The organism is Pseudomonas sp. IT-P12 (assembly GCF_949767465.1).
Classification (GTDB): domain Bacteria; phylum Pseudomonadota; class Gammaproteobacteria; order Pseudomonadales; family Pseudomonadaceae; genus Aquipseudomonas.
In genome coordinates this window covers 478,697-498,189 of sequence record NZ_CATKPY010000011.1, presented here as the reverse complement: position 1 = coordinate 498,189, position 19,493 = coordinate 478,697, and the positions used below count along the sequence as shown (strand labels likewise).

Here is a 19,493-nt window from a genome sequence, read left to right as displayed (position 1 = left end):
TCTAACGGCCAGCCAGGCCAGCCGCCGTTTCGATCCAGCCAGCAATATTGGCCCTGCCATTTTGAGCATCGAAGTCGTATCTGATGCAGTGTTTAGAAAGGGGAACTACGGTGTTGCTGGTAGGAGCATCGAACCACAGATCAGCGGCCGGGATGGCAACGGTGTAATCCTCATACTTCACCCACTTACCACCCTTGACCTCCGCGAAGAGAATTTTACCGTTGGAGAGATACAGACCCACCTGATCCAGTGGATTTGTGCCTTTCACGCCAAGCACCTGTTTATCATTCCTAAGGCCATGGATATCAACAGTGAGCAGCCCATTACCCTTCAAAACGCTGCGCACGATCTCATAACGTACCCACCGCCTGGCAGCGGTGTGCTGGCCAGCAAGCACGCACGTCACAGAGGTATTTTTGAGACCGTCACGAAGAAAATTCTTGAGCGCTTCGTCGCTTTCCCTCTTGGACGCTTCGAACACACTGCCGTCAAAAAAACCATCTGCTTCTCGATCTTTGCCGATAGCCCAGCATTTCCGGACGTTCCAAACTCGCCACACGTCTTCCTGATAATGGAAGGAGAAAAACGTTCTTCGTGCCATCCCTTGCTCCTAGTCTTTGGCACCCACCGTAGCCATCACTCCGGATGCCTGAGGATCCGGGAGGCAGTCTGCCGTAGCCTTGAAAAGTGGGGCCATCAGGCAGTGTTGGTTAAGAGAGGCAAGAAGATACCACCAAGCCCCGCGGATGACATCATCATGATGGCTACCCTGCCGGCTCGGACTGATGGGGGTGCTCAGGCGGCCACAAAGCCAGCCTGAACTTGGTTCGCGGACATCCGGTAGGACAATGGAAATCGATAGGGTTAGTTCGGCTCAGCCGAGAATCCCGTAGTCAAGGCGCATGAGGAGTCCGTAGATGTTTTGATACCCTGATGGGGAGCAAAGCAGGCTGCAGAGAGCACCACGGCCTAATCCACCCGCAGACCCTTGCAGCCAATTTTCTGCAGTCGTTTGGTTTCCGAACACTTGATGAGCGACTGCCAAAATTTGATCGTATTGGCTCTTGAAGCAACGATGCCGAGCACTCCAGCAACTGAGTGACGAGCGTGCACATGGCCCAATGATATGAAGTTCACTCATCCGACTCTCCCCATCCTCGCTTCAATCAGTAGAACACGAAGAACGCTTATGTATCGCATGATCCAGCTGTGAAACCGGGAACAGGGGCCGGCGCGACCCTCTTCGACAGAAGGCCTCTGTGGCTTATCGAACAATAATTCCGTGACCTGCAAGCTCGTCGACAAGTGTTTTCCGACGCAGCATCCCTGGAATCTTGAATACGCCCCTGTATGCATAGTAAAACGCTGCTGGAATGAACAATAAACCGATGCCATAGGTGGCGACACCGATGACCACTCCAGCAGGAACGGCAGCCAGCGCCATCAGAATTCCCTTTAGAATGCTGGACTTCGCAACTTGCCGCATATTGTCGAGATCATACTCAACCTTGCCATTGGTCTTCTCAATGGCAATAAGCGCGATTGAATTTTTGCCAAGGTGCTTGTAATACCAAGTCCGAGGACTGTCAGTTACAAGTGCTCCGTGCCGCCTCAAATAATCAACCATTGCGACTTCTTTAAAGTGAAAGGTATTGCCTTGAGCATCCTCACACCTGACCTGCTCATATAGCGCATCTAAGTCGCTATTGGCTCTAAGATTGTAGTTTTTGACAATAAGTGTCATTTTTTTGAGGTCAGACATACCTTTCCTTAAGTATTACAAGTGGTTCTTGACGGCAATAGAGGGCTAGCTCGCAGGCGTGTTAACCCACCAGGCACAACTAGCTGGTTCAAGCATCGGATACCCTAGGCATCGGCTCACGTTGATCACGTCTCTCGCGTGCTACGGGCCATCGGGGCCACGACTGAGTCGAGGTGACAACTCAGCACTGCGGCTCGTTACGCCAATGGCAGGGTCACGAGCCCCTACAGCCCTTCGGACAATTTAGACACAATCACGTAATGGTCTTGGCCCGTCAGGCTACGTACCAACGTAAATCCTCTGACCTGGCGTACAGCGCGAACCTCCGGTGTCACAACCGTCATACCGTCGTTGCTCACACCGGAAAGATCGCAGTAGACCAATGCTGTGATGCGATCACCTACTTGCGCTGCGTCCATGAGGTACGCGTCAATCTTGACGCCCCAGGCAACCCGGGTCGCCTGCTCGACTTGCTGTGGAAGCCCGATCAATTCACAAGCACTCACGCTACTCACCATTCCTCAGTCAATTTCGATAATTTTGTATGGGTCAAATTCACAGCTTTCCGAAGGATACCCACGCTGATTCGATATCAGACGGCACCCACCCAGGACAGTGTCGATGGAGAAATGGGTATGGCCGAACGCCCAGAAATCGGCTTGCTCCACCAAGGAGTGCCACCTGTTGTAGTACGCGGCGCTGACATGCCCATCGTGCTCATCGCCCGCCACTTCAGCCAGTGGGGCATGGTGAGTGACGACGAATGTTTTCCCCGCGAATGGCCGGCTCAACTCCCGGCTAAAAAACTCCCGCGTGGCGTGGTTCTTGGCAATAAGGTCGGCCGGCCGCAGGCGCCGGTAATTCGAGTCGGCCCTGATCATTTTGAAGTCGTTCATCATCCGGCCGCAGGTCATGGATGCGGCGACCGTATCGCCCGTCGAAGAAAAATCCGTCCATGCGGTACCCACCAGGAATCTCACGTTTCCCAAGGTCAAAACCTCGTTCTCCATCACATGGACGTGGGGGGCCGCCGCAGCACGCATCTTCTCGATTGTTCGATCGAGATGACCTTTGTAGCACTCATGATTCCCAGCGCAGTACACGACTGGAGTTCTGAAGGTCTCGTTTGCCCACAAAACACCCCGCGCTTGCAGGTCAATGTCGCCGGCGAGCACTACCACATCCGCCGGCACATCTGGTGGGATGAAGCGGTCGAATTCGATATGCAGATCTGAGTAAATGAGGACTTTCATGGGCTGGTGATTTTGGCCTTGCTGGTAAAATGCGCAGACTGGCTTGAGACCGACTCAGGGCTTTCCGGAGCTAAATTCGGTTTATGCATAAATTGGTAGAACCCGCTAGCCATAAGGCCCCGCTGGCGAATAGCCTACCCCAGCGTCAAGCAACGTGACTATAGACACTTGCGTATGACAAGGCAAATTCAGCATATCGTTCCGTTTGAACGGTAACGCTCATGTCGCTTCGCTCTGCCTACGCTTCTGCTTTGCAGTATCTACGCAACCATCGCGAATCCTCGAAGCAGGAACTGGCTCATGCGGCTGATCCGTCCTACCTCAGCCGACTGGAAGCAGGTACGCGCTCAGTTACCCTTGACGTCAGTCAGCAAATTGCCGAAGCCCTAGACGTGGATCCGCTGAGCCTTTTGGTACTGGCGTACGCTGCGGAACGCGGGGTGACGCCGCAGCAGATTCTGGAGCACCTGGAGAGCGACCTGAAAGCCACAGGGTTGCTCCAGTGTGAGATCCCTCCGCTGCCTTCAAAGGCTATTCATCCTGTAACCGCTGCTGCTGTAGAGTTGCGCGCGCAAATCAAGGATCTTGCGGCTCAAGGTTTAAGCCAGGCAGAGGTTGCAAGGCAGCTAGGGGTCAGCCGTCAAACCGTTAGCAACCATTTAAAGAAACTCGGCTTGCAGACCACCTGACACGCTAGTGAGTGTCAGGGTGGCTAAATGGTTTCGAAACACCCAACGGAAGCAAACTGCTGGCGAGTTTATTCATCTGCAATGGTCAGATGTAAAAATCGCACGAACCTGAGGCTCCCTTTGAAAAGTTATAAATAGCGCAGTAGATCGTGTGCCTATCGAGCGTTCGAAGTTCTACTTCATCGCTATCGATGACCAGTCGGTGCGGGCTCTGGCACTTTCTACAAACACTGGCTAGGACTTCTGGATTTTTCATAAATAAGTAGGCGCCCTCACGCACAGGAAGGCCGCGATTTCGACCGATTTCAAAGATGCCCGAGTATCTGCATGTCCGTTTGGAACAAAAGAATTGAGAACTGAACATGATGCATTCTGCGTCGATTTTTTCGTAGTTTGCTAAGCCATCGAGCACCTCATAAAAGGAACGCAATACACTGACTGCGTCCAACTCAAAGCTTGACCCAATCCCCCCATTATTCGAATTGATGGTTCGTTGCTTAAAGCCGACTGTGCAATCATAAGAGCAAGCATTTCGAAAAAAATAGTAAGGCGGAACCTGCCAATACTTTGCGCAAACCAAAGCATAAGCAAGGACGCCAGGGCATATCGCTCTTGCATCCATTCTTACCCACTCTACTTTGCCCAGTTTTTTGAGCTTTTTGAGACAGGATCGATGAGGCTTCACATATACGCGAAAAAGGTATCTGCGCAAAGCCCGGACAACCGCTCGCATTTGAGTACTCGATATCACGCGACTGCCTGCTGACATCAACTCATTATTGCAACCTGCATAAGCTGCGAATGTTTCTGAGCGCAAGGTTTTGGGGTGAGTATTTCTGAAGACAACAGTCGACTCAGACTGTCTGGCAGTGAAGCCTGGCACGCCCAGTCGTTCAACTAAGTAACCAAGCGCTACCTGGACATCTTGCAACGCACAGGCATGATTTACAGCGACTACATCATAAGCTGTCTCGCCTAACAATTCGTGACCTCGCTGAACCCACGTAAAAAACGTATTGCACCAGGTCTGTATAACGCCAGCCAGATCTGGAGGCAGCGGGTCGTTTTTTGCAACTCTTAAGATAATTGGGATGTGTTCACAGAGATTTTCAGCGTTATAAATCCCCTTCTGCATACCCCACTGCTGATCAAGAATCATTGAGCACTGTTCACATCGCTCTAGGGCATCTCCGTGCCAGGGGCAGTGGGTGACAACGCCAAAGTAAAATACTACAGAATGGTAACCGTACTTTATGCATTGAGGGCAATGTCTGATCTGAACTCGCCCCCTCTGACTTGTTAAATCATGCTCATACGGTTTAGGAACCGGAAACCAACCATCGACGAATGATGGTTTCAGCTCTACAGGTGACATTCCCAGCTCAGCGCTCAAGTAACGCAATGAGCCTGAGCAGTTCCACCATGCTTCCTGGCTTGGGTTGCCTAATACAAAAACCTGTAGAGCGTGATAGTCTGCGAGGCTATTACACCTCAGAATATCTAAGTAGACCTGCCACGAGGACGGATATGATGCAACCATGGCAGGGTAAATGAGCATATTGCCACCTGGATAATTATTTTTTAGTCAGATTAGTTGTGTAGCTTGCCAAATTTGCTTCCGCTACGGCTGCTTTAACGACATCTTGTGGAAGTTCAAATCCCGCATGATCGAGCTTTTTTGCGCGAATTAATATCAGCCTGCATACTTCTAGCACATGAGCAGTCGGAAAAAGCTTCAAGCTTGCCTCGCGAATAGCTTGCTCCATTTGTAAAAAAATAAGCTTTGCGCTATCAGCCAATCTGAAACCGCCTGCGAAGGCTAGTGGTAGAAAGAACTCCGTATATGTGCATTTACTATTCGAAGGGTAGGTCATCTTCTCGTCAAAAAATGTGAGGGTTTCCGTAAGCCATCCAACATTCGTGCAGTGCGGCAGGTCGTAGACTTCATTCAAAAACCGAACAAGTAGTTCGGGTCGCCCTTGCTCCCTCAGCAAGGTAATTGAGTCATCCACCTGTGTCTGGGCGAATCCGATCACAGTCATACCGATCCCCTGCAAGGCGAGTTCGTTCTGCAAGAACTGGAGGTGTTCATATTCCGAAATCAGCAATGCCTGCATTTCGTCGATCAACAGAACGAAATGCCTGCCATTCACCGACCTGAGCTTGTTCTCGATTGCCGCCAGAGCATCTCGGCGCAGGTTTTCGAGTTTTGGCAGATTCGGGATTGCAAGATTCAAATTCCTAACAATCGTACGGATTATATGTTCATGGCGGCGTGGATCCGCAGTGATCATTAAGCAAAAACGATCTCTGAAACTTTGCCCTTCGTCAATGGCCGCACGTGAAAGCCGGCAGGCTGTGGACTTTCCCATTTGGGGATAAGCCCGAAAGCAGATACTCCTCTTATGCAGCATGACGCTCTCTACGACAATATTTAGCACTGGGGGTATGCTGGGCGTGACAATCGTAAAGTCTTTTATGATAAGAGGATGGCTGGGGAAGTACTTAACCTGCATCGCCAAATCTGTCGGCTCATAAACTTCCATCGACCGTTCCTCGTTAAATCTTCTTGATTAATGCATCAATGTCTACACTATCCTCAGGCAACACCCATTCCCGCTCAGGAGCAGGGTGAGCAGGAACATCTGTCGTGAAGGTTGTCCCCCCACCATTTTCAACGTTCTTGCTCCATTCCATTTCATGCCTCAAGCGATCCAGTTGCGACGCAAGTTTTTTCGACTTCGACTTGGTCTGAAGGCTGTGCTCTAGCTCCGTTGCCAGCTGGTTATGAAAAACCACCACAGGACTTTGGCCCTCAACATTGCTCACAGTCTTTTTGCGTTTGCCGCTATTAACTGCTCTGCGGGTTTTCCTAGAATGTTTGACATCTCGCCAATGACCTTCAGCTTGGAGAGCTCCTAGAGAGCGCCCATCCAAGCGATACCCATAAATCGTCCGCACGTCACTCTCATTTATTCTGATGATTATTACTTGGTTGATGAGGCTACTTTCCTTTCTGAGGTTGTCATTGGAATAGCGGGCCCGCTCAAAATTTACATAGGGCCTGGTGCCATTTTCAATACTACCTCGTACTGTGCGCCTTTCTGATCTCAGCGCCAAGGCGATCGTATTCATCTTGTCAGTAGGTAGGAATCTAGGTATGAAATGATTATTTCCCTGACGTAGCCGCTGCCCAATAACTTGCAGCGGGCTTAAGAATCCTTTTCCTTCAGTTGGCTCTGCATTATGATTGGCGAAAACAGTGTAGCAGAGCTGCTCTAAATAGGAGCTTTTAATATTGTATTTCACTGCTGCTTGCCCTGCGCTGTCTCCTGAGTTGCCCCCAGGTCGAGAACCCACTGTGTTTACCGAGCGCTGAAACAATTCGCGTTCAAATTCTAAAAAAAGTCTTTCAATTCCAGGGCGTCTTTCAAAATGTCTGGGCGGGCCGTATTCCACAGCCCAACCTAGCTCTTTGCGGAGCTCGCAACTGACCTTTGTGGACAAATGTGCCAGTGCGTTGTCCAGCCGCAAAACTGATGGTATTACGCAGGCAAGTTCAGGATAAAACTCAGTGGGGAAGCCGGCGCCGGGCTTGAGCTCAAGATCTGGAATGAGCACATCAGGCTTTGGCAAATTCCGACTTAGCATCTCCCGTAACAATGAGATTACATCTTCTGCATCTGCGTCCAGACCGTACACCACATGAAACCACAATACTGCGAAGGAAGATGGTTCCAAGCCCGCAATTACGTGGAGGCGTTTAAGTTCTACTGAGCTTACCAGGCCCGACGAATTTTCGAATTCGATCACAAACTCAGAATCGATCGTATGACTATCGATCACTACAGAGTCATACAGGTTTTTCAGGTTCGCCAGCGTGGACTTACCCCTCCCTACTGCCAAATGCGCAACTGCAGACACGTCACCTATGATATGAACGGCACGATCAAAATTTTCAGCACGGACTCTGCGAGTAAATTCTGAAATCGTTTTAACACCGTAACTCTCGGTTATGTAGGGCCATGCATCTTTGGGGTGGGATTTTTTCTCCAGAAACTTTATGAAGCTATGATGAACCGCTTTTGGTTTTATTGCATCCTCATGTATGACTACATTTCCAGTACCAGGCTGAGGCTTCTCGCGCTTCAAGATCAATGCTCGTAGATAGTCCTCTAGATCGGGGTATTGTTGAAATAGGAGGCCAAGCACTCCGGAAAGGCCACTCCCACCTATTCGCGGTGTAACTGGGGCCGTTCTTTTATAGATTTTGATTTGAATATTTGGTATCAACGCCGTATATCCGTACACAACGCCACGCGCATCGACGAGAAGACATTTCGCAATGAGCTTTCTCAGATAGTTTCCGCCAATCTTGGTTTGTTGCTTTATCACTGAAAGCGAAGCACCTGCCATATACATTTCCAAGGCAGAAACCCTACGTTTGAACGTGTTCAGTGCATCCTCAGAAAACGAATCAGTGCAAACAGGCTCCCAGGGCATCGTTGACTCAAGAAGCCGTACCGTGGTCGCACGACTGTTTCGTGCTGTCATGGTAAAGACCACCGGGTATTGTTACCAAATCCATCGACGCTTGCTTCCACTTTAATGGTGCCCGATAAGATCATTTGGCACATCGCACCAAGCGCGAGCGCAGTATCTTGAATCGGAGTGCTGGCTAGGAGGGTGCGCACATCCCCGTCCTTTTGCACTGAAATCGTGGAGTGAATTAAATCCATTTCGTGTTTAAGATTGTAGCTGCGCACCTGCGAGGCAAACGCAATGACCTTTACCCAAAAGCCGAGGTTCTTACTCGCCAAATAGAAGCTTGTGCTTGGCAGGCCTACAAGCGTGCCTGTTGAAACTGCACTGCCGACCTCCTTGAACCAGACGGGAACGCGGCGCACCTCATCCTTAGCATCGTCGCTTTTGAAAATCCTGTGCAGCTCAACAGCGCCATCCACGCAAAAGACTTTAGTGCATTTGATGACTTCAAATTTATCGTCTGCCGCTGGTTCCTCTTCCGAAACCTCGACCTCTACGCCAAGTTTGAAGCTAGCCACCTTTGGATTGGGCTCCAGATTTGTAACCCAGTGCAGAACCTCACAATCACCAACCAGTGCAATATCTTCCTGCACCTTGTGGCTATAAAAAAGCCAAATGCTGTAGTTATTGCCCGTCGCCTTTCGTGAGGCTGTGAGCTGCCGTCGTAGGTGGGTTCTCGGGCTCGCCATGCTACTTACCCTGTCACGAAGGGATGTGAATTGCTTCCGAAAGCTTAGCTTTGCAGCAGGGGGGTATAGGAACTATTCGCAACAAAGTGGAGGGTTGAAATTTCAATCGGCGATGAAATCCGGGTCTTTACGGCTGTCGCTGGTGCGGATGTCTAGAAATCGTGGACTGAAGGGTAAACAGGAATGCGGCCTTAGGGTCACTTTTACTTCTTTACGCGTCCTAGGGTTCACTTTTACTGCTGGCGAGCGGAAACAACCCTAGTGGCTTACGTGCACACACGAGCGGCTGGCTTTTATCAAGCTGCTGATTTATCAGGGGGTTGTTGGAGGGTTAAAAGTGTCAGGTTTACTTCGGCGGACTTTGGTCCTCGGTCATTTGTTCAATCAACGCCCAATACTCGGGAAACGTCTCTCCAAGCTTTTCCCTGTTTCCCAATTGCATGTCCGCAAAATCAAACCCTGGCGACACCGCGTCGCTGACCAAAGCAAATCCTGCTGAACCGTCAATCAGTCGCGAAGCTTTCCAGATACCGCCGGTACGTGCGGTTGCAAACATTCACCGGTAATCACGATGGTCTTCAAGATGCTGCACGGGTCGTTCCTGGTAGCGTCATTGCCGGTGACCATACAGCCACGCTCAAGGATTGACCTGATATCCCTTGCCTTGCAAACAACCGCTGTACGCCGTCGCACTGGCGGCCTCGTTGCTGTTGCGTTGTGCCCGGCGTTCCTGGCGTTGACGTGAGCCACCGACCACGGCGCCCGCAGCGGCGGTCTGCCTGGCGCGGTCTTGGCGATAATCCTGTTGGGTGTCGTCATCCACGCGATCATAAAACTCGTCGTGCTGGCGTCCGCGTATCTGTGCGGCGGTCGCGCCGGCGGCAGCGCCTGCCGCGGCGCCCTTGATCCGGCCTCCGGACGGTGTCGATGAGGTGGTTTGGCCGGCCGCGATGTTCTGGCACTCGGTGATATCGGTCTGGGTCTGTTGCGTGCTTTGACCCTTCAGGGGCACGACCGACTGGGCCCATCCCTGAGGGGCGACAACCGCCAGCGCGACACACAGGCCAAGGGGAGACAACCTGTTCATTATGACCTCCGGGCAATGGGCAGCCATCAAGAGTGTAGATCAGGGTGACTTGCCCTCCCTCGCCAAGGGACTGACGGCCTTACTTTCGTTGCCTGCCCGTGCGCTTCAGCGTTTCACTCGGAAGCTCCTTGAACAGCGAGTAATAGCTGCTGGAAAACCGCCCCAGGTGCCAGAACGACCACTGCATCGCCACTTCAGCCACGGTGGTTTGCAGCGGCGAGCTGTTGAGCAATGCCCGGTGGGCGCTGTTGAGGCGACGCAGGCGCAGCCAGTGGGTCGGGGTCATGCCGGTGTAGGCCTTGAAGGCATGTTGCAATTGGCGCAGCGACACTCCGGCAATCTGGGAAAGCTCCAGCAGGTTGAGGGTCTCCTCGGGGGAATCGGCCGCCCATTCGCCGATGCGTTTCATCACCGCACGCTCTTCGGTGCGACGCTGCAAGCCGCCACGATCCAGGCAGATGCACGCGTTATCGAGGATGTACAGGCAGTCTTCGAGCAACTGTTGCGTCAGCGCTTCCTTGCTCGGTGGATCCAGGGTTTGTGCCAATCGGGTCAGGGTGCCGCTCAGCCAGCGGCTGAACAGCGCGTTCTGCCCTGAGTTCAGCGGCGCCATGAACAAGCCTTCCAGCCTGGCGACATTCAGGCCATGGCGCTGGACAAACGCCGGCCCGAAGACCACGGCGATTTCCTGGTAATTCTCCGGGGTGATCCAGATGTTGCGGCTTTCTTCATTGAGCACGTACAGCGCGTTGTCGCTGCGATCGAAACAGAACGCCAGCGCCCCCTCGGGCGCGCTGAAATTCTGCTCGACCCGGGTGTTCATGTGCTCTTCGTAGATCTCCACGCCCTGCAGATCGAGGTAACGCACCCGCCCGGCGAAATGCCCCGGCGACATCTGCTGGTAATGCTGGACCCAGCCCGGTGTGGCGCGGATCTGCTCGGCCACGTCGGCGGTATCGAAGGCTTGGACTTGTATGGGATTGCACGCTGTCATGGGTGACCTTACGCACTCGTTTGGTGCGTTTTGGTGCTGCTGAAAGTGGATAGATGGAACCTTGAGGCTCGCCCAAGATAGTCGTCAACGCGTCTCAGGGGAAGTGTGCGGCAGATGAAACCGCCCTCCCCGGCGTTAATAAAACCAACAACGAGGTCTTTATGAATGTCCCTTTCGATCAGCTGCTGACGTGGCTGAAAGATCACAAGATTACCGAAGTCGAGTGCGTCGTCAGCGACCTGACCGGCATTGCACGCGGCAAAATCGCGCCCACCAACAAGTTCCTGCATGAGCGAGGCATGCGCCTGCCGGAAAGTGTGCTGTTGCAAACGGTAACCGGGGACTTCGTCGACGACGACATCTACTACGACCTGCTCGACCCGGCCGACATCGACATGGTCTGCAAGCCGGTTTCCGATGCCGTGTATGTAGTGCCATGGGCCATCGAGCCGACCGCCATCGTGATTCACGACACATTCGACAAGTTCGGCAACCCCATCGAACTGTCGCCGCGCAACGTGCTGAAAAAAGTCCTGCAGCTGTACACCGATAAGGGCTGGAGGCCGATTGTCGCGCCGGAAATGGAGTTCTACCTGACCCAACGCTGCGAAGACCCGGACCTGCCGCTCAAGGCGCCGCTGGGCCGTTCGGGCCGGGCGGAAAGTGGGCGTCAGTCGTTCTCCATCGACGCCGCCAACGAGTTCGATCCGCTGTTCGAGGACGTCTACGACTGGTGCGAACTGCAAGGCCTGGACCTCGACACGCTGATCCACGAAGACGGCCCGGCACAGATGGAAATCAACTTCCGTCATGGCGACGCGCTGGACCTGGCGGACCAGATCACCGTATTCAAACGCACCATGCGTGAAGCCGCGCTCAAGCACAACGTCGCCGCCACCTTCATGGCCAAGCCGATTGGCGACGAGCCGGGCAGCGCCATGCACATTCACCAGAGCGTCGTGGACATCGCCACCGGCAAGCCGATCTTCGCCAATGCCGACGGGCAAATGAGCGAACTGTTCCTGCATTACATCGGTGGTTTGCAGAAATACATCCCCAAAGTGCTGCCGATGTTTGCGCCGAACGTGAACTCGTTCCGCCGCTTCCTGCCCGACACTTCGGCACCGGTCAACGTCGAATGGGGCGAGGAAAACCGCACCGTGGGCCTGCGTGTCCCCACGTCCAGTCCCGAGGCGATGCGCGTGGAAAACCGCTTGCCGGGTGCCGACGCCAACCCGTACCTGGCGATTGCCGCCAGCCTGTTGTGCGGCTACATCGGCATGGTCGAAGGCATCGCCCCGAGCGCGGCGGTCCAGGGTCGTGCCTATGAGCGTCGCAACCTGCGTCTGCCGATCACCATCGAAGACGCGCTGACCCAGATGGAAGAATGCGTGGCCATCGAACGTTACCTGGGGAGCAAGTTTGTCCGCGGTTATGTCGCGGTCAAACGGGCCGAACACGAGAACTTCAAGCGGGTGATCAGCTCCTGGGAACGTGAGTTCCTGTTGCTCAGCGTCTAATCCCGCGTAGCCCTCGACGGCTGCTTCGCGAACACGCTCGCTCCCACTGTTGCAATGCAGTTGCCTGTGGCAGCGAGCCTTATCGCGAAAGCGCTCACCAACACACCGAAGCACCACCTGAAAAACCCAATAACTCCAAGAGGTGTCGACATGCGTCTATTGAAATCCGTTGTTCCGGCCGCGCTGGCCGTGCTGTTCAGTGCCATTGCGCACGCCCAGCCACAGGTCAGCGTTTATAACTGGACCGATTACATCGGCGAAACCACCCTCGCCGACTTCCAGGCCAAATCCGGGATCAAGGTGATCTACGACGTCTTCGATTCCAACGAAACCCTCGAGGGCAAGCTGCTTGCCGGCCGTACCGGGTATGACGTGGTGGTGCCGTCCAATCACTTCCTCGGCCGTCAGGTCAAGGCCGGCGCGTTCCTCAAGCTGGATCGCGAACAGCTGCCGAACTTCAAGAATCTCGACCCGAAACTGCTGGCATTGCTGGAGCAGAACGACCCGGGCAATCAGCATTCGGTCCCCTACCTGTGGGGCACCAACGGCATCGGTTACAACGTGGACAAGGTCAAGCAAGTGCTGGGCATCGACCACATCGATTCCTGGGCCGTGCTGTTCGAGCCGGAAAACATCAAGAAACTCAGCCAATGCGGTGTGTCGATGATGGACTCGCCGGATGAAGTGTTCCCGGCCATCCTCAATTACATGGGCATGGACCCACGCAGCGAAAAAATCGAGGACTATAAAAAAGCCGAAGCCAAGCTGCTGAGCATTCGGCCTTACGTCACCTATTTCCACTCGTCCAAGTACGTGTCGGACCTGGCCAACGGCGACATCTGCGTGGCCTTCGGTTACTCCGGCGACGTGTTCCAGGCCGCCAACCGTGCCAAGGAAGCCAATAACGGCGTGAACATCGCCTACGCCATTCCCAAGGAAGGCAGTAACCTGTGGTTCGACCTGCTGGCCATCCCTGCCGACGCCAGCAACCCGAAAGAGGCCCACGCCTTCATCAATTACCTGCTCGACCCGCAAGTGATCGCCAAAGTCAGTGCTTCTGTCGGCTACGCCAACCCGAACCCGGCGGCCAAGCAGTACATGGACGCTGAGCTGGTCAACAATCCCGAGGTTTACCCGCCTCAGGACGTGCTCGACAAACTCTACATTTCCACCACCCCGCCCCAAGCGATCATGCGTCTGATGACCCGTTCCTGGAGCAAAGTGAAGTCGAACAAATGAATCAGTACACCCAGGAACATGCCCGCTCCTATTACGCGGCCTCGGCCAATGGACTGGCCCCCTTCCCTGCGCTGACCGACGACCTGGTGGCTGACGTCTGCGTGATTGGTGGCGGGTTCACCGGGGTCAACACCGCCATCGAGCTGGCACAACGCGGGCTCTCGGTGATCCTGCTCGAGGCCCGACGCATCGGCTGGGGCGCCAGCGGGCGTAACGGCGGGCAGTTGATTCGCGGCATCGGGCATGACGTCAGTGGGTTCGCCAAATACGTCGGCATTGATGGCGTGCGCTATCTGGAGCGCGCCGGGGTCGAATCGGTGGAACTGGTGGGCCAGCGCATCCGCGAGCACGACATCGAGTGCGACCTGCGTTGGGGCTTTTGTGAACTGGCCAATACCCAGGCTCAGTTCGCGGCATTCAAGGGCGAACAGCAACGCCTGGTCGACGCCGGTTACGCCCATGAAACCCGTTTGGTCGGGCCCGAGCAGATCCGCGAGCAGGTGGTGAACGCCGGGGTGTACGCCGGTGGCCTGGTGGACATGGGGTCCGGGCATTTGCACCCGTTGAATCTGGTGCTGGGCGAAGCGCGGGTGGCGCAGACCCTTGGCGTGCAAATCTTCGAGCAAAGCCCGGTGCTGGAACTGATCCATGGCAGCACGGTGCAGGTACGCTGTGCCTCGGGCACGGTACGTGCCGGCAGCCTGGTGCTGGGGTGCAATGCGCACCTGGACGAACTGGAGCCGAAACTCAGTGGCAAAGTGCTGCCGGCGGGCAGCTACATCATCGCCACCGAGCCCTTGGCGCCAGACGTCGCGGCCCGACTGATCCCGCAGAACCTGGCATTGTGCGATCAGAAAGTCGGCCTGGACTACTACCGGCTCTCGGCTGACCGGCGCTTGCTGTTCGGCGGTGCCTGCCACTACTCCGGGCGTGATCCGGCGGACATCGCCGCCTACATGCGTCCGCAGATGCTCAAGGTGTTCCCGCAACTGGCCGATGTGCGCATCGACTACCAGTGGGGTGGCAAGATCGGCATCACCGCCAATCGCTTTCCGCAGGTCGGTCGCCTGCGCCAGCAGCCGAACGTGTTTTACGCCCAGGGTTACTCCGGTCATGGGCTGAACGTGACCCACTGGTGCGCGAAACTGCTGGGTGAAGCGATTCACGCCGGCCACAGCCAGGGCTTCGATGTGTTCAGTGCTGTGCCGCACATGACCTTCCCCGGCGGCCCGATGCTGCGCTCTCCCCTGCTGGCGCTGGGGATGCTGTGGTATCGGTTGCGCGAAGTGCTGGGTTGAATGCAGGGACTGATCATTCTTACGCAACGAAGAGCGAGCAGTCCTACGGAAAATGAACACCGGCAGCGTATTCAGGGAAGCTTCCGACGCTCTTTTCAGGTTGTCCGTCGGAAGCACGGGGCTTAGCGTGGTGACTTTCTTCAGAGGCGAACTCATCATGAACGCTAGAGGCAACAGACCTGCCCGAAAGTCCGGACATTCACGACAAGTCACGAGTTTGCGCATAGACTGGCCGGCACCTGTCCCGGAGGTCCATATGAGCCCCCAGCATCCGCCGTTTGATTCCGACTCCGAAACCGAAGAACAGGCATCCAGCTATGACCGCTGGCTTCGCGCCAAAGTCCAAGCTTCACGAGATGATCCCAGGCCCAACTTCCCACACGATCAAGTGATGGCCGAAATGCAAGCCCTTATCGAGTCCAGGCGCCACGGGCGCGATGCAGATTGAATGGCGGCCCGAAGCACGGGCTGACTTGAAGCAAATCATCAGCTACGTCGCCGACCGCAACCTGCAAGCCGCCGTCGAATTGAATCAGGCCATCCACGCTGCCGCGTCCACTGTTTCGAAACATCCTCACCTCTACAGGACAGGTCGAGTCAGGGGCACGCGAGAAATCGTCGCGCATGCCAACTATCTGTTGGTTTATCAGGTAACGGACCAGCTAGAGATCCTCAACGTGTTGCACTCCAGGCGAAAATACCCCTGAGCCCACGGAAATAACGCCTGTATCTACGCCGGCCCCCGCCTTTCGATTTGCTCAATCGCGAGGCACTTCTATATTGAGGGGGTGCTCTGACTTTCCTGTCTCCCGGCGAGTGCCCTCTATGGTTGCGACCGATCAACTGATCATCTGCGAGCACTGCGACTGCGTGTACCGGAAAACCACGCTCGCTAAACATCAAAAAACCCTCTGTACCCGCTGCGGCGGCGTGCTTCAGCGTTACAACGGCCTGACCGTGGAGCAGCGCCTGGCGCTGACCGTCACGGCATTGATGCTGTGGATCTTCGCCAATTTCTACCCGGTCATGAGCATCAGCCTCAAAGGCTTGAAAAACAGTGCGACGCTGTGGGATTCCGTGCTGGCCCTGAGCCTGGGCCCCATCACCTTCATCGCCCTGGTGGCGGCCATCGCCATGATCATTGCGCCGGTCATTCAATTGCTGCTGTTGATCTGGGTCCTGGGCCATGCCCTCGCCGGTCGTCGCTCGCCGGGGTTCAGGTTCTGCATGCGCTGGCTGGAAACCCTCAGGCCCTGGAGCATGCTGGAAGTCTGCCTGCTGGGCGCGATGGTCGCGGTGATCAAGCTTGCCGGATTGCTCGATGTGCTGCCGGGCATCGGTCTGTTCGCCCTGGCCATTCTCAGCCTGATGATGATCCGCATCGCCGGACGCGATATCCGTGACTTGTGGGACCTGCCATGAGCACGCCACCGCTGGCCAGCGAACTCGACCTGTGCCTGTGCCACAGTTGCGGCCTGGCTTGCGACATGACCGGCGAACCCCACGAATGCGAACGCTGCGGCGCGCCGCTGCACCGACGCAAGACCAACGCATTGACCCGGACCTGGGCGTACCTGCTGACGTCCCTGGTGTTTTACATCCCGGCCAACCTGTTGCCGGTGATGAACACCAAAATGGTCGGCAACGGCGCCGACAGCACCATCATGAGTGGCGTGCTGGAGTTCTGGGAGGCCGGCGCCTGGGACATTGCCCTGATCATCTTTATCGCCAGCATCGCCGTGCCCGGCCTCAAGTTCGTGGTCCTGACCCTGTTGCTGGTGACGGTGCAACGCAACAGCGCGTGGGCACGCAAGGAGCGTTCGAAGCTGTACCGCTTCGTCGAGGTCATCGGTTACTGGTCGATGCTCGACGTGATCGTGGTCGCACTGGTCGCCTCGCTGGTGAAGTTCCAGGCCCTGGCGGACATCGAACCACGCACTGGCATTCTGTTTTTTGGCCTGGTGGTGGTGTTCACCATGCTGGCGGCGATGAGTTTCGACCCGCGGTTGATCTGGGATACACCCCATCCGAACAACGAGGAGGTCATGGATGAAATCGCAAGCCACTGACGGGCCGCAAGCCCCCGGGCAGGCCCCGATCAAGACCCGCCGCTTCAGCGTTTCGCTGGTCTGGATCGTGCCCATCGTCGCCGTGCTGGTGGGTATTTCCCTGGTGGTGCACAGCATCCTGCAGGAAGGCCCCACGATCACCGTGACCTTCAAGACCGGCAGCGGCCTGACCGCCAACAAGACCGAGGTCAAGTACCGCAATGTGGTGATCGGCCATGTCTCCGACGTCGAGCTCAGCGACGACCAGAAAAGTGTCAACGCCACCATCAAGCTGGCTAAGCAGGCAGAGAGTTTCACCCGCAAGGACTCGCAGTTCTGGGTGGTGCGTCCGCGCATCGGTGCCGGCGGCGTGTCGGGCATCGACACGCTGCTTTCCGGAGACTATATCGGCGCCGACATTGGCCAGGACAACGCCCGGGCCAAGCGTTTCACCGGCCTGGAAAACCCACCGCCCATCACCTATGGCGAGCCGGGCAAGCGCTTTACCTTGCACACCCAGGACCTGGGCTCGCTGGACATCGGCTCGCCGGTCTATTACCGCAAGATTCCGGTCGGCCAGGTGGTCGCCTACGCCCTGGACGCCGATGGCAAAGGGGTGAACATCGAGGTGTTCATTCATTCGCCCAACGACGCCTACGTCACCGACAACACCCGGTTCTGGAACGCCAGCGGCATCGATGTGAATGTCGGCGCCAACGGTTTTGCGGTGAAAACCGAGTCGCTCTCCGCTCTGCTGGTCGGTGGCATTGCCTTTCGCGCGCCCGAATACAGCCCCAATGATGCGCCGGCAGCCGAGGAAAAGACTTTCGATCTGTTCGAAGACCAGCAGACCGCCCTCGCCCCGCCCGCCGGCAAGGCGCAGTACCTGGTGCTGCGTTTCGACCAGGCTTTGCGCGGTCTGAAAGTCGGTGCGCCGGTGGAATTTCTCGGTGTCGAGTTCGGCCGGGTGGTGTCGGTCAACCTGGATTTCGATGCCGAAAAACGCAGTTTCCCGGTCAACGTCGGCATTCTGATCTACCCGCAGCGGCTCGGTCAGGCGCACACCAAGATGCTCAAGGTGTTGAACCACAACCCCGATGACGAAGCCGCCGGCATCCGGTTGATCGGCACCTTCATCGACAACGGCCTGCGCGCCCAGGCCCGCAGCGGCAACCTGCTAACCGGCCAGTTGTACATCGCCCTCGACTTCTACCCCAAGGCCGAGAAGGTCGCGTTCGACCCGACCGCCCGCCCACCGTCCATTCCAACCATCCCCGGCAGCCTCGAACAGCTGCAGGAAAAACTCGAAGGCATGGTCAACAAGATCAACCAGTTGCCCATCGAGCGCATCGCCAGCAACCTCGACAGCAACCTCGTGGAGCTGCGCAAGGGCCTGGTGCAATTCAATGCCAAAACCCTGCCCGGTGTGCAAACCACCCTGGGGGATGTCAGCAAAACCCTGCAATCGGCGACCTCGACCCTGGCCGAGGACTCGCCGCAACGAGAACAGCTGACCCAGACCCTGGACGAACTCGGACGCATGTCACGTTCGCTGCGTGAGCTTTCGGATTACCTGGGACGGCACCCCGAGTCGCTGATTCGCGGGCGGCCGGACAATGCCGCGCCGCTGGACCTGAAAGCGCCACCGCGTAACTGACTACAGGAGCCACACTCATGGTTACTCCGCTGAAGATAACGTGGGTCACGGCGTTCGTGCTGCTGACGGCCTGTCGTAGCGACCCCATTCAATTCCACACCCTGACGCCTGCGCAATTGAGCGGCACCGCGCGGGGCAATGGCGGTGAAATCCAGATCGAAGGCCTCAGCGTGCCGCCCCAGGTCGATCGCCCGCAGATCGTCATTCGCCAGGGCAACAGTGGCCTGGCGATTCTGGAAACCGAGTGGTGGGCCGCCAGCCTGGTGGATGAGCTGCGCAGCGCGTTGGTCGATCAACTGGCCAGCAGCAACCCCCAGCGCAAGGCGTCGGTGCGCCTGGAGGTGCAGCGCTTCGATTCGATTCCCGGTCAATATGCGCTGATGGACGTCAAATGGCGCCTGCGCAGCCCCGGTGACGGTGAAAGCGCGATGCTGAATTGCCGCAGCACCCTGCAGACGCCTTCAGGTCCGTCCATCGACGACCTGGTGCTCGCCCAGCAACGCAACGTCCAGCGCCTCGCCGCGCTGATCAGCCAGGCGGCAGGCCGTGCACAAAAAAGTTGTCCGCCGGCCTCCTGAGTTCACGTTTTTTTCGCATTTCGCCCCTTACATTTGTCAGCGTTTTTGACCTGCAAACGATTCGCATTGACCTATACTCATTGACGACCCTGTTGGTCTGTCCGTGTGCATGATTCCAAACATAACTGGAGCCG

The 19,493-nt window shown here is 55.9% G+C and carries 20 protein-coding genes; 10 read left to right on the top strand and 10 right to left on the bottom strand.

Features of this window, described 5'->3' with window-relative positions; all coding sequences use genetic code 11:
* Nucleotide 1: 1 nt before the first annotated feature.
* The 3 genes from ACM6IM_RS05475 to ACM6IM_RS05465 form a co-directional block, all read right to left on the bottom strand.
* Nucleotides 2-601, bottom strand: coding sequence for a TIR domain-containing protein (locus tag ACM6IM_RS05475; protein WP_134722325.1), 600 nt, complete (start codon nucleotides 599-601; stop codon nucleotides 2-4).
* Nucleotides 602-1,264: 663 nt separating this feature from the next.
* Nucleotides 1,265-1,762, bottom strand: a complete 498-nt coding sequence (locus tag ACM6IM_RS05470; RefSeq protein ID WP_414864440.1) for a hypothetical protein — start codon at nucleotides 1,760-1,762, stop codon at nucleotides 1,265-1,267.
* A gap of 521 nt (nucleotides 1,763-2,283) precedes the next feature.
* Entirely contained in the window at nucleotides 2,284-3,015 is a 732-nt protein-coding gene (locus tag ACM6IM_RS05465) for a metallophosphoesterase (protein ID WP_134722329.1), read from the bottom strand.
* A 221-nt stretch (nucleotides 3,016-3,236) separates the two neighbouring features.
* Here ACM6IM_RS05465 and ACM6IM_RS05460 point away from each other — a divergent pair, with 221 nt between their 5' ends.
* Nucleotides 3,237-3,704 (top strand): helix-turn-helix domain-containing protein, encoded by a 468-nt coding sequence (locus ACM6IM_RS05460; RefSeq protein WP_338507317.1) that lies wholly within the window; start codon nucleotides 3,237-3,239, stop codon nucleotides 3,702-3,704.
* Nucleotides 3,705-3,789: 85 nt separating this feature from the next.
* Here the strand turns inward: ACM6IM_RS05460 and ACM6IM_RS05455 are convergent, their stop codons facing one another.
* The 7 genes from ACM6IM_RS05455 to ACM6IM_RS05425 form a co-directional block, all read right to left on the bottom strand.
* On the bottom strand, nucleotides 3,790-4,863 hold the full coding sequence (locus ACM6IM_RS05455; protein ID WP_414864439.1) for a hypothetical protein: 1,074 nt from the start codon (nucleotides 4,861-4,863) through the stop codon (nucleotides 3,790-3,792).
* Nucleotides 4,864-5,278: 415 nt separating this feature from the next.
* Entirely contained in the window at nucleotides 5,279-6,250 is a 972-nt protein-coding gene (locus tag ACM6IM_RS05450; protein ID WP_414864438.1) for an ATP-binding protein, read from the bottom strand.
* A gap of 13 nt (nucleotides 6,251-6,263) precedes the next feature.
* Complete coding sequence (locus tag ACM6IM_RS05445) at nucleotides 6,264-8,120, bottom strand: hypothetical protein (RefSeq protein ID WP_414864437.1); 1,857 nt, start codon at nucleotides 8,118-8,120, stop codon at nucleotides 6,264-6,266.
* A 134-nt stretch (nucleotides 8,121-8,254) separates the two neighbouring features.
* Nucleotides 8,255-8,938, bottom strand: coding sequence for a hypothetical protein (locus ACM6IM_RS05440; protein WP_414864436.1), 684 nt, complete (start codon nucleotides 8,936-8,938; stop codon nucleotides 8,255-8,257).
* Between the two features lie 346 nt (nucleotides 8,939-9,284).
* Nucleotides 9,285-9,494, bottom strand: a complete 210-nt coding sequence (locus ACM6IM_RS05435; protein WP_414864435.1) for a cupin domain-containing protein — start codon at nucleotides 9,492-9,494, stop codon at nucleotides 9,285-9,287.
* An 81-nt stretch (nucleotides 9,495-9,575) separates the two neighbouring features.
* Nucleotides 9,576-10,025, bottom strand: a complete 450-nt coding sequence (locus ACM6IM_RS05430) for a hypothetical protein (protein ID WP_414864434.1) — start codon at nucleotides 10,023-10,025, stop codon at nucleotides 9,576-9,578.
* A 79-nt stretch (nucleotides 10,026-10,104) separates the two neighbouring features.
* Nucleotides 10,105-11,019 (bottom strand): helix-turn-helix domain-containing protein, encoded by a 915-nt coding sequence (locus ACM6IM_RS05425; RefSeq protein WP_414864433.1) that lies wholly within the window; start codon nucleotides 11,017-11,019, stop codon nucleotides 10,105-10,107.
* A gap of 161 nt (nucleotides 11,020-11,180) precedes the next feature.
* On the opposite strand from ACM6IM_RS05425, the gene ACM6IM_RS05420 reads away from it, so the two are divergent.
* The 9 genes from ACM6IM_RS05420 (at nucleotide 11,181) to ACM6IM_RS05380 (ending at nucleotide 19,359) form a co-directional block, all read left to right on the top strand.
* The gene (locus ACM6IM_RS05420; RefSeq protein ID WP_192307953.1) at nucleotides 11,181-12,539 is read left to right on the top strand and encodes a glutamine synthetase family protein; all 1,359 of its coding nucleotides are present in this window, start codon (nucleotides 11,181-11,183) and stop codon (nucleotides 12,537-12,539) included.
* Nucleotides 12,540-12,689: 150 nt separating this feature from the next.
* Nucleotides 12,690-13,778: a polyamine ABC transporter substrate-binding protein gene (locus ACM6IM_RS05415; protein ID WP_414864432.1), complete on the top strand. Its 1,089-nt coding sequence runs from the start codon at nucleotides 12,690-12,692 to the stop codon at nucleotides 13,776-13,778.
* Nucleotides 13,775-15,076, top strand: a complete 1,302-nt coding sequence (locus tag ACM6IM_RS05410) for an NAD(P)/FAD-dependent oxidoreductase (protein WP_414864431.1) — start codon at nucleotides 13,775-13,777, stop codon at nucleotides 15,074-15,076. The genes ACM6IM_RS05415 and ACM6IM_RS05410 overlap by 4 nt, the downstream gene beginning before the upstream one ends.
* A 256-nt stretch (nucleotides 15,077-15,332) precedes the next feature.
* A complete protein-coding gene (locus ACM6IM_RS05405; protein ID WP_225607151.1) occupies nucleotides 15,333-15,524 on the top strand; it encodes an antitoxin in 192 nt (63 codons plus the stop codon).
* The gene (locus ACM6IM_RS05400) at nucleotides 15,514-15,783 is read left to right on the top strand and encodes a type II toxin-antitoxin system RelE/ParE family toxin (protein ID WP_414864430.1); all 270 of its coding nucleotides are present in this window, start codon (nucleotides 15,514-15,516) and stop codon (nucleotides 15,781-15,783) included. The genes ACM6IM_RS05405 and ACM6IM_RS05400 overlap by 11 nt, the downstream gene beginning before the upstream one ends.
* Before the next feature lie 118 nt (nucleotides 15,784-15,901).
* Entirely contained in the window at nucleotides 15,902-16,498 is a 597-nt protein-coding gene (locus tag ACM6IM_RS05395) for a paraquat-inducible protein A (RefSeq protein WP_414864429.1), read from the top strand.
* Complete coding sequence (locus ACM6IM_RS05390; protein WP_192307948.1) at nucleotides 16,495-17,145, top strand: paraquat-inducible protein A; 651 nt, start codon at nucleotides 16,495-16,497, stop codon at nucleotides 17,143-17,145. The genes ACM6IM_RS05395 and ACM6IM_RS05390 overlap by 4 nt, the downstream gene beginning before the upstream one ends.
* Complete coding sequence (locus ACM6IM_RS05385) at nucleotides 17,126-18,781, top strand: intermembrane transport protein PqiB (RefSeq protein WP_414864428.1); 1,656 nt, start codon at nucleotides 17,126-17,128, stop codon at nucleotides 18,779-18,781. Before ACM6IM_RS05390 ends, ACM6IM_RS05385 begins: the two co-directional genes overlap by 20 nt.
* A 17-nt stretch (nucleotides 18,782-18,798) precedes the next feature.
* Entirely contained in the window at nucleotides 18,799-19,359 is a 561-nt protein-coding gene (locus ACM6IM_RS05380) for a membrane integrity-associated transporter subunit PqiC (protein ID WP_192307946.1), read from the top strand.
* The last annotated feature ends 134 nt before the right edge of the window (nucleotides 19,360-19,493 follow it).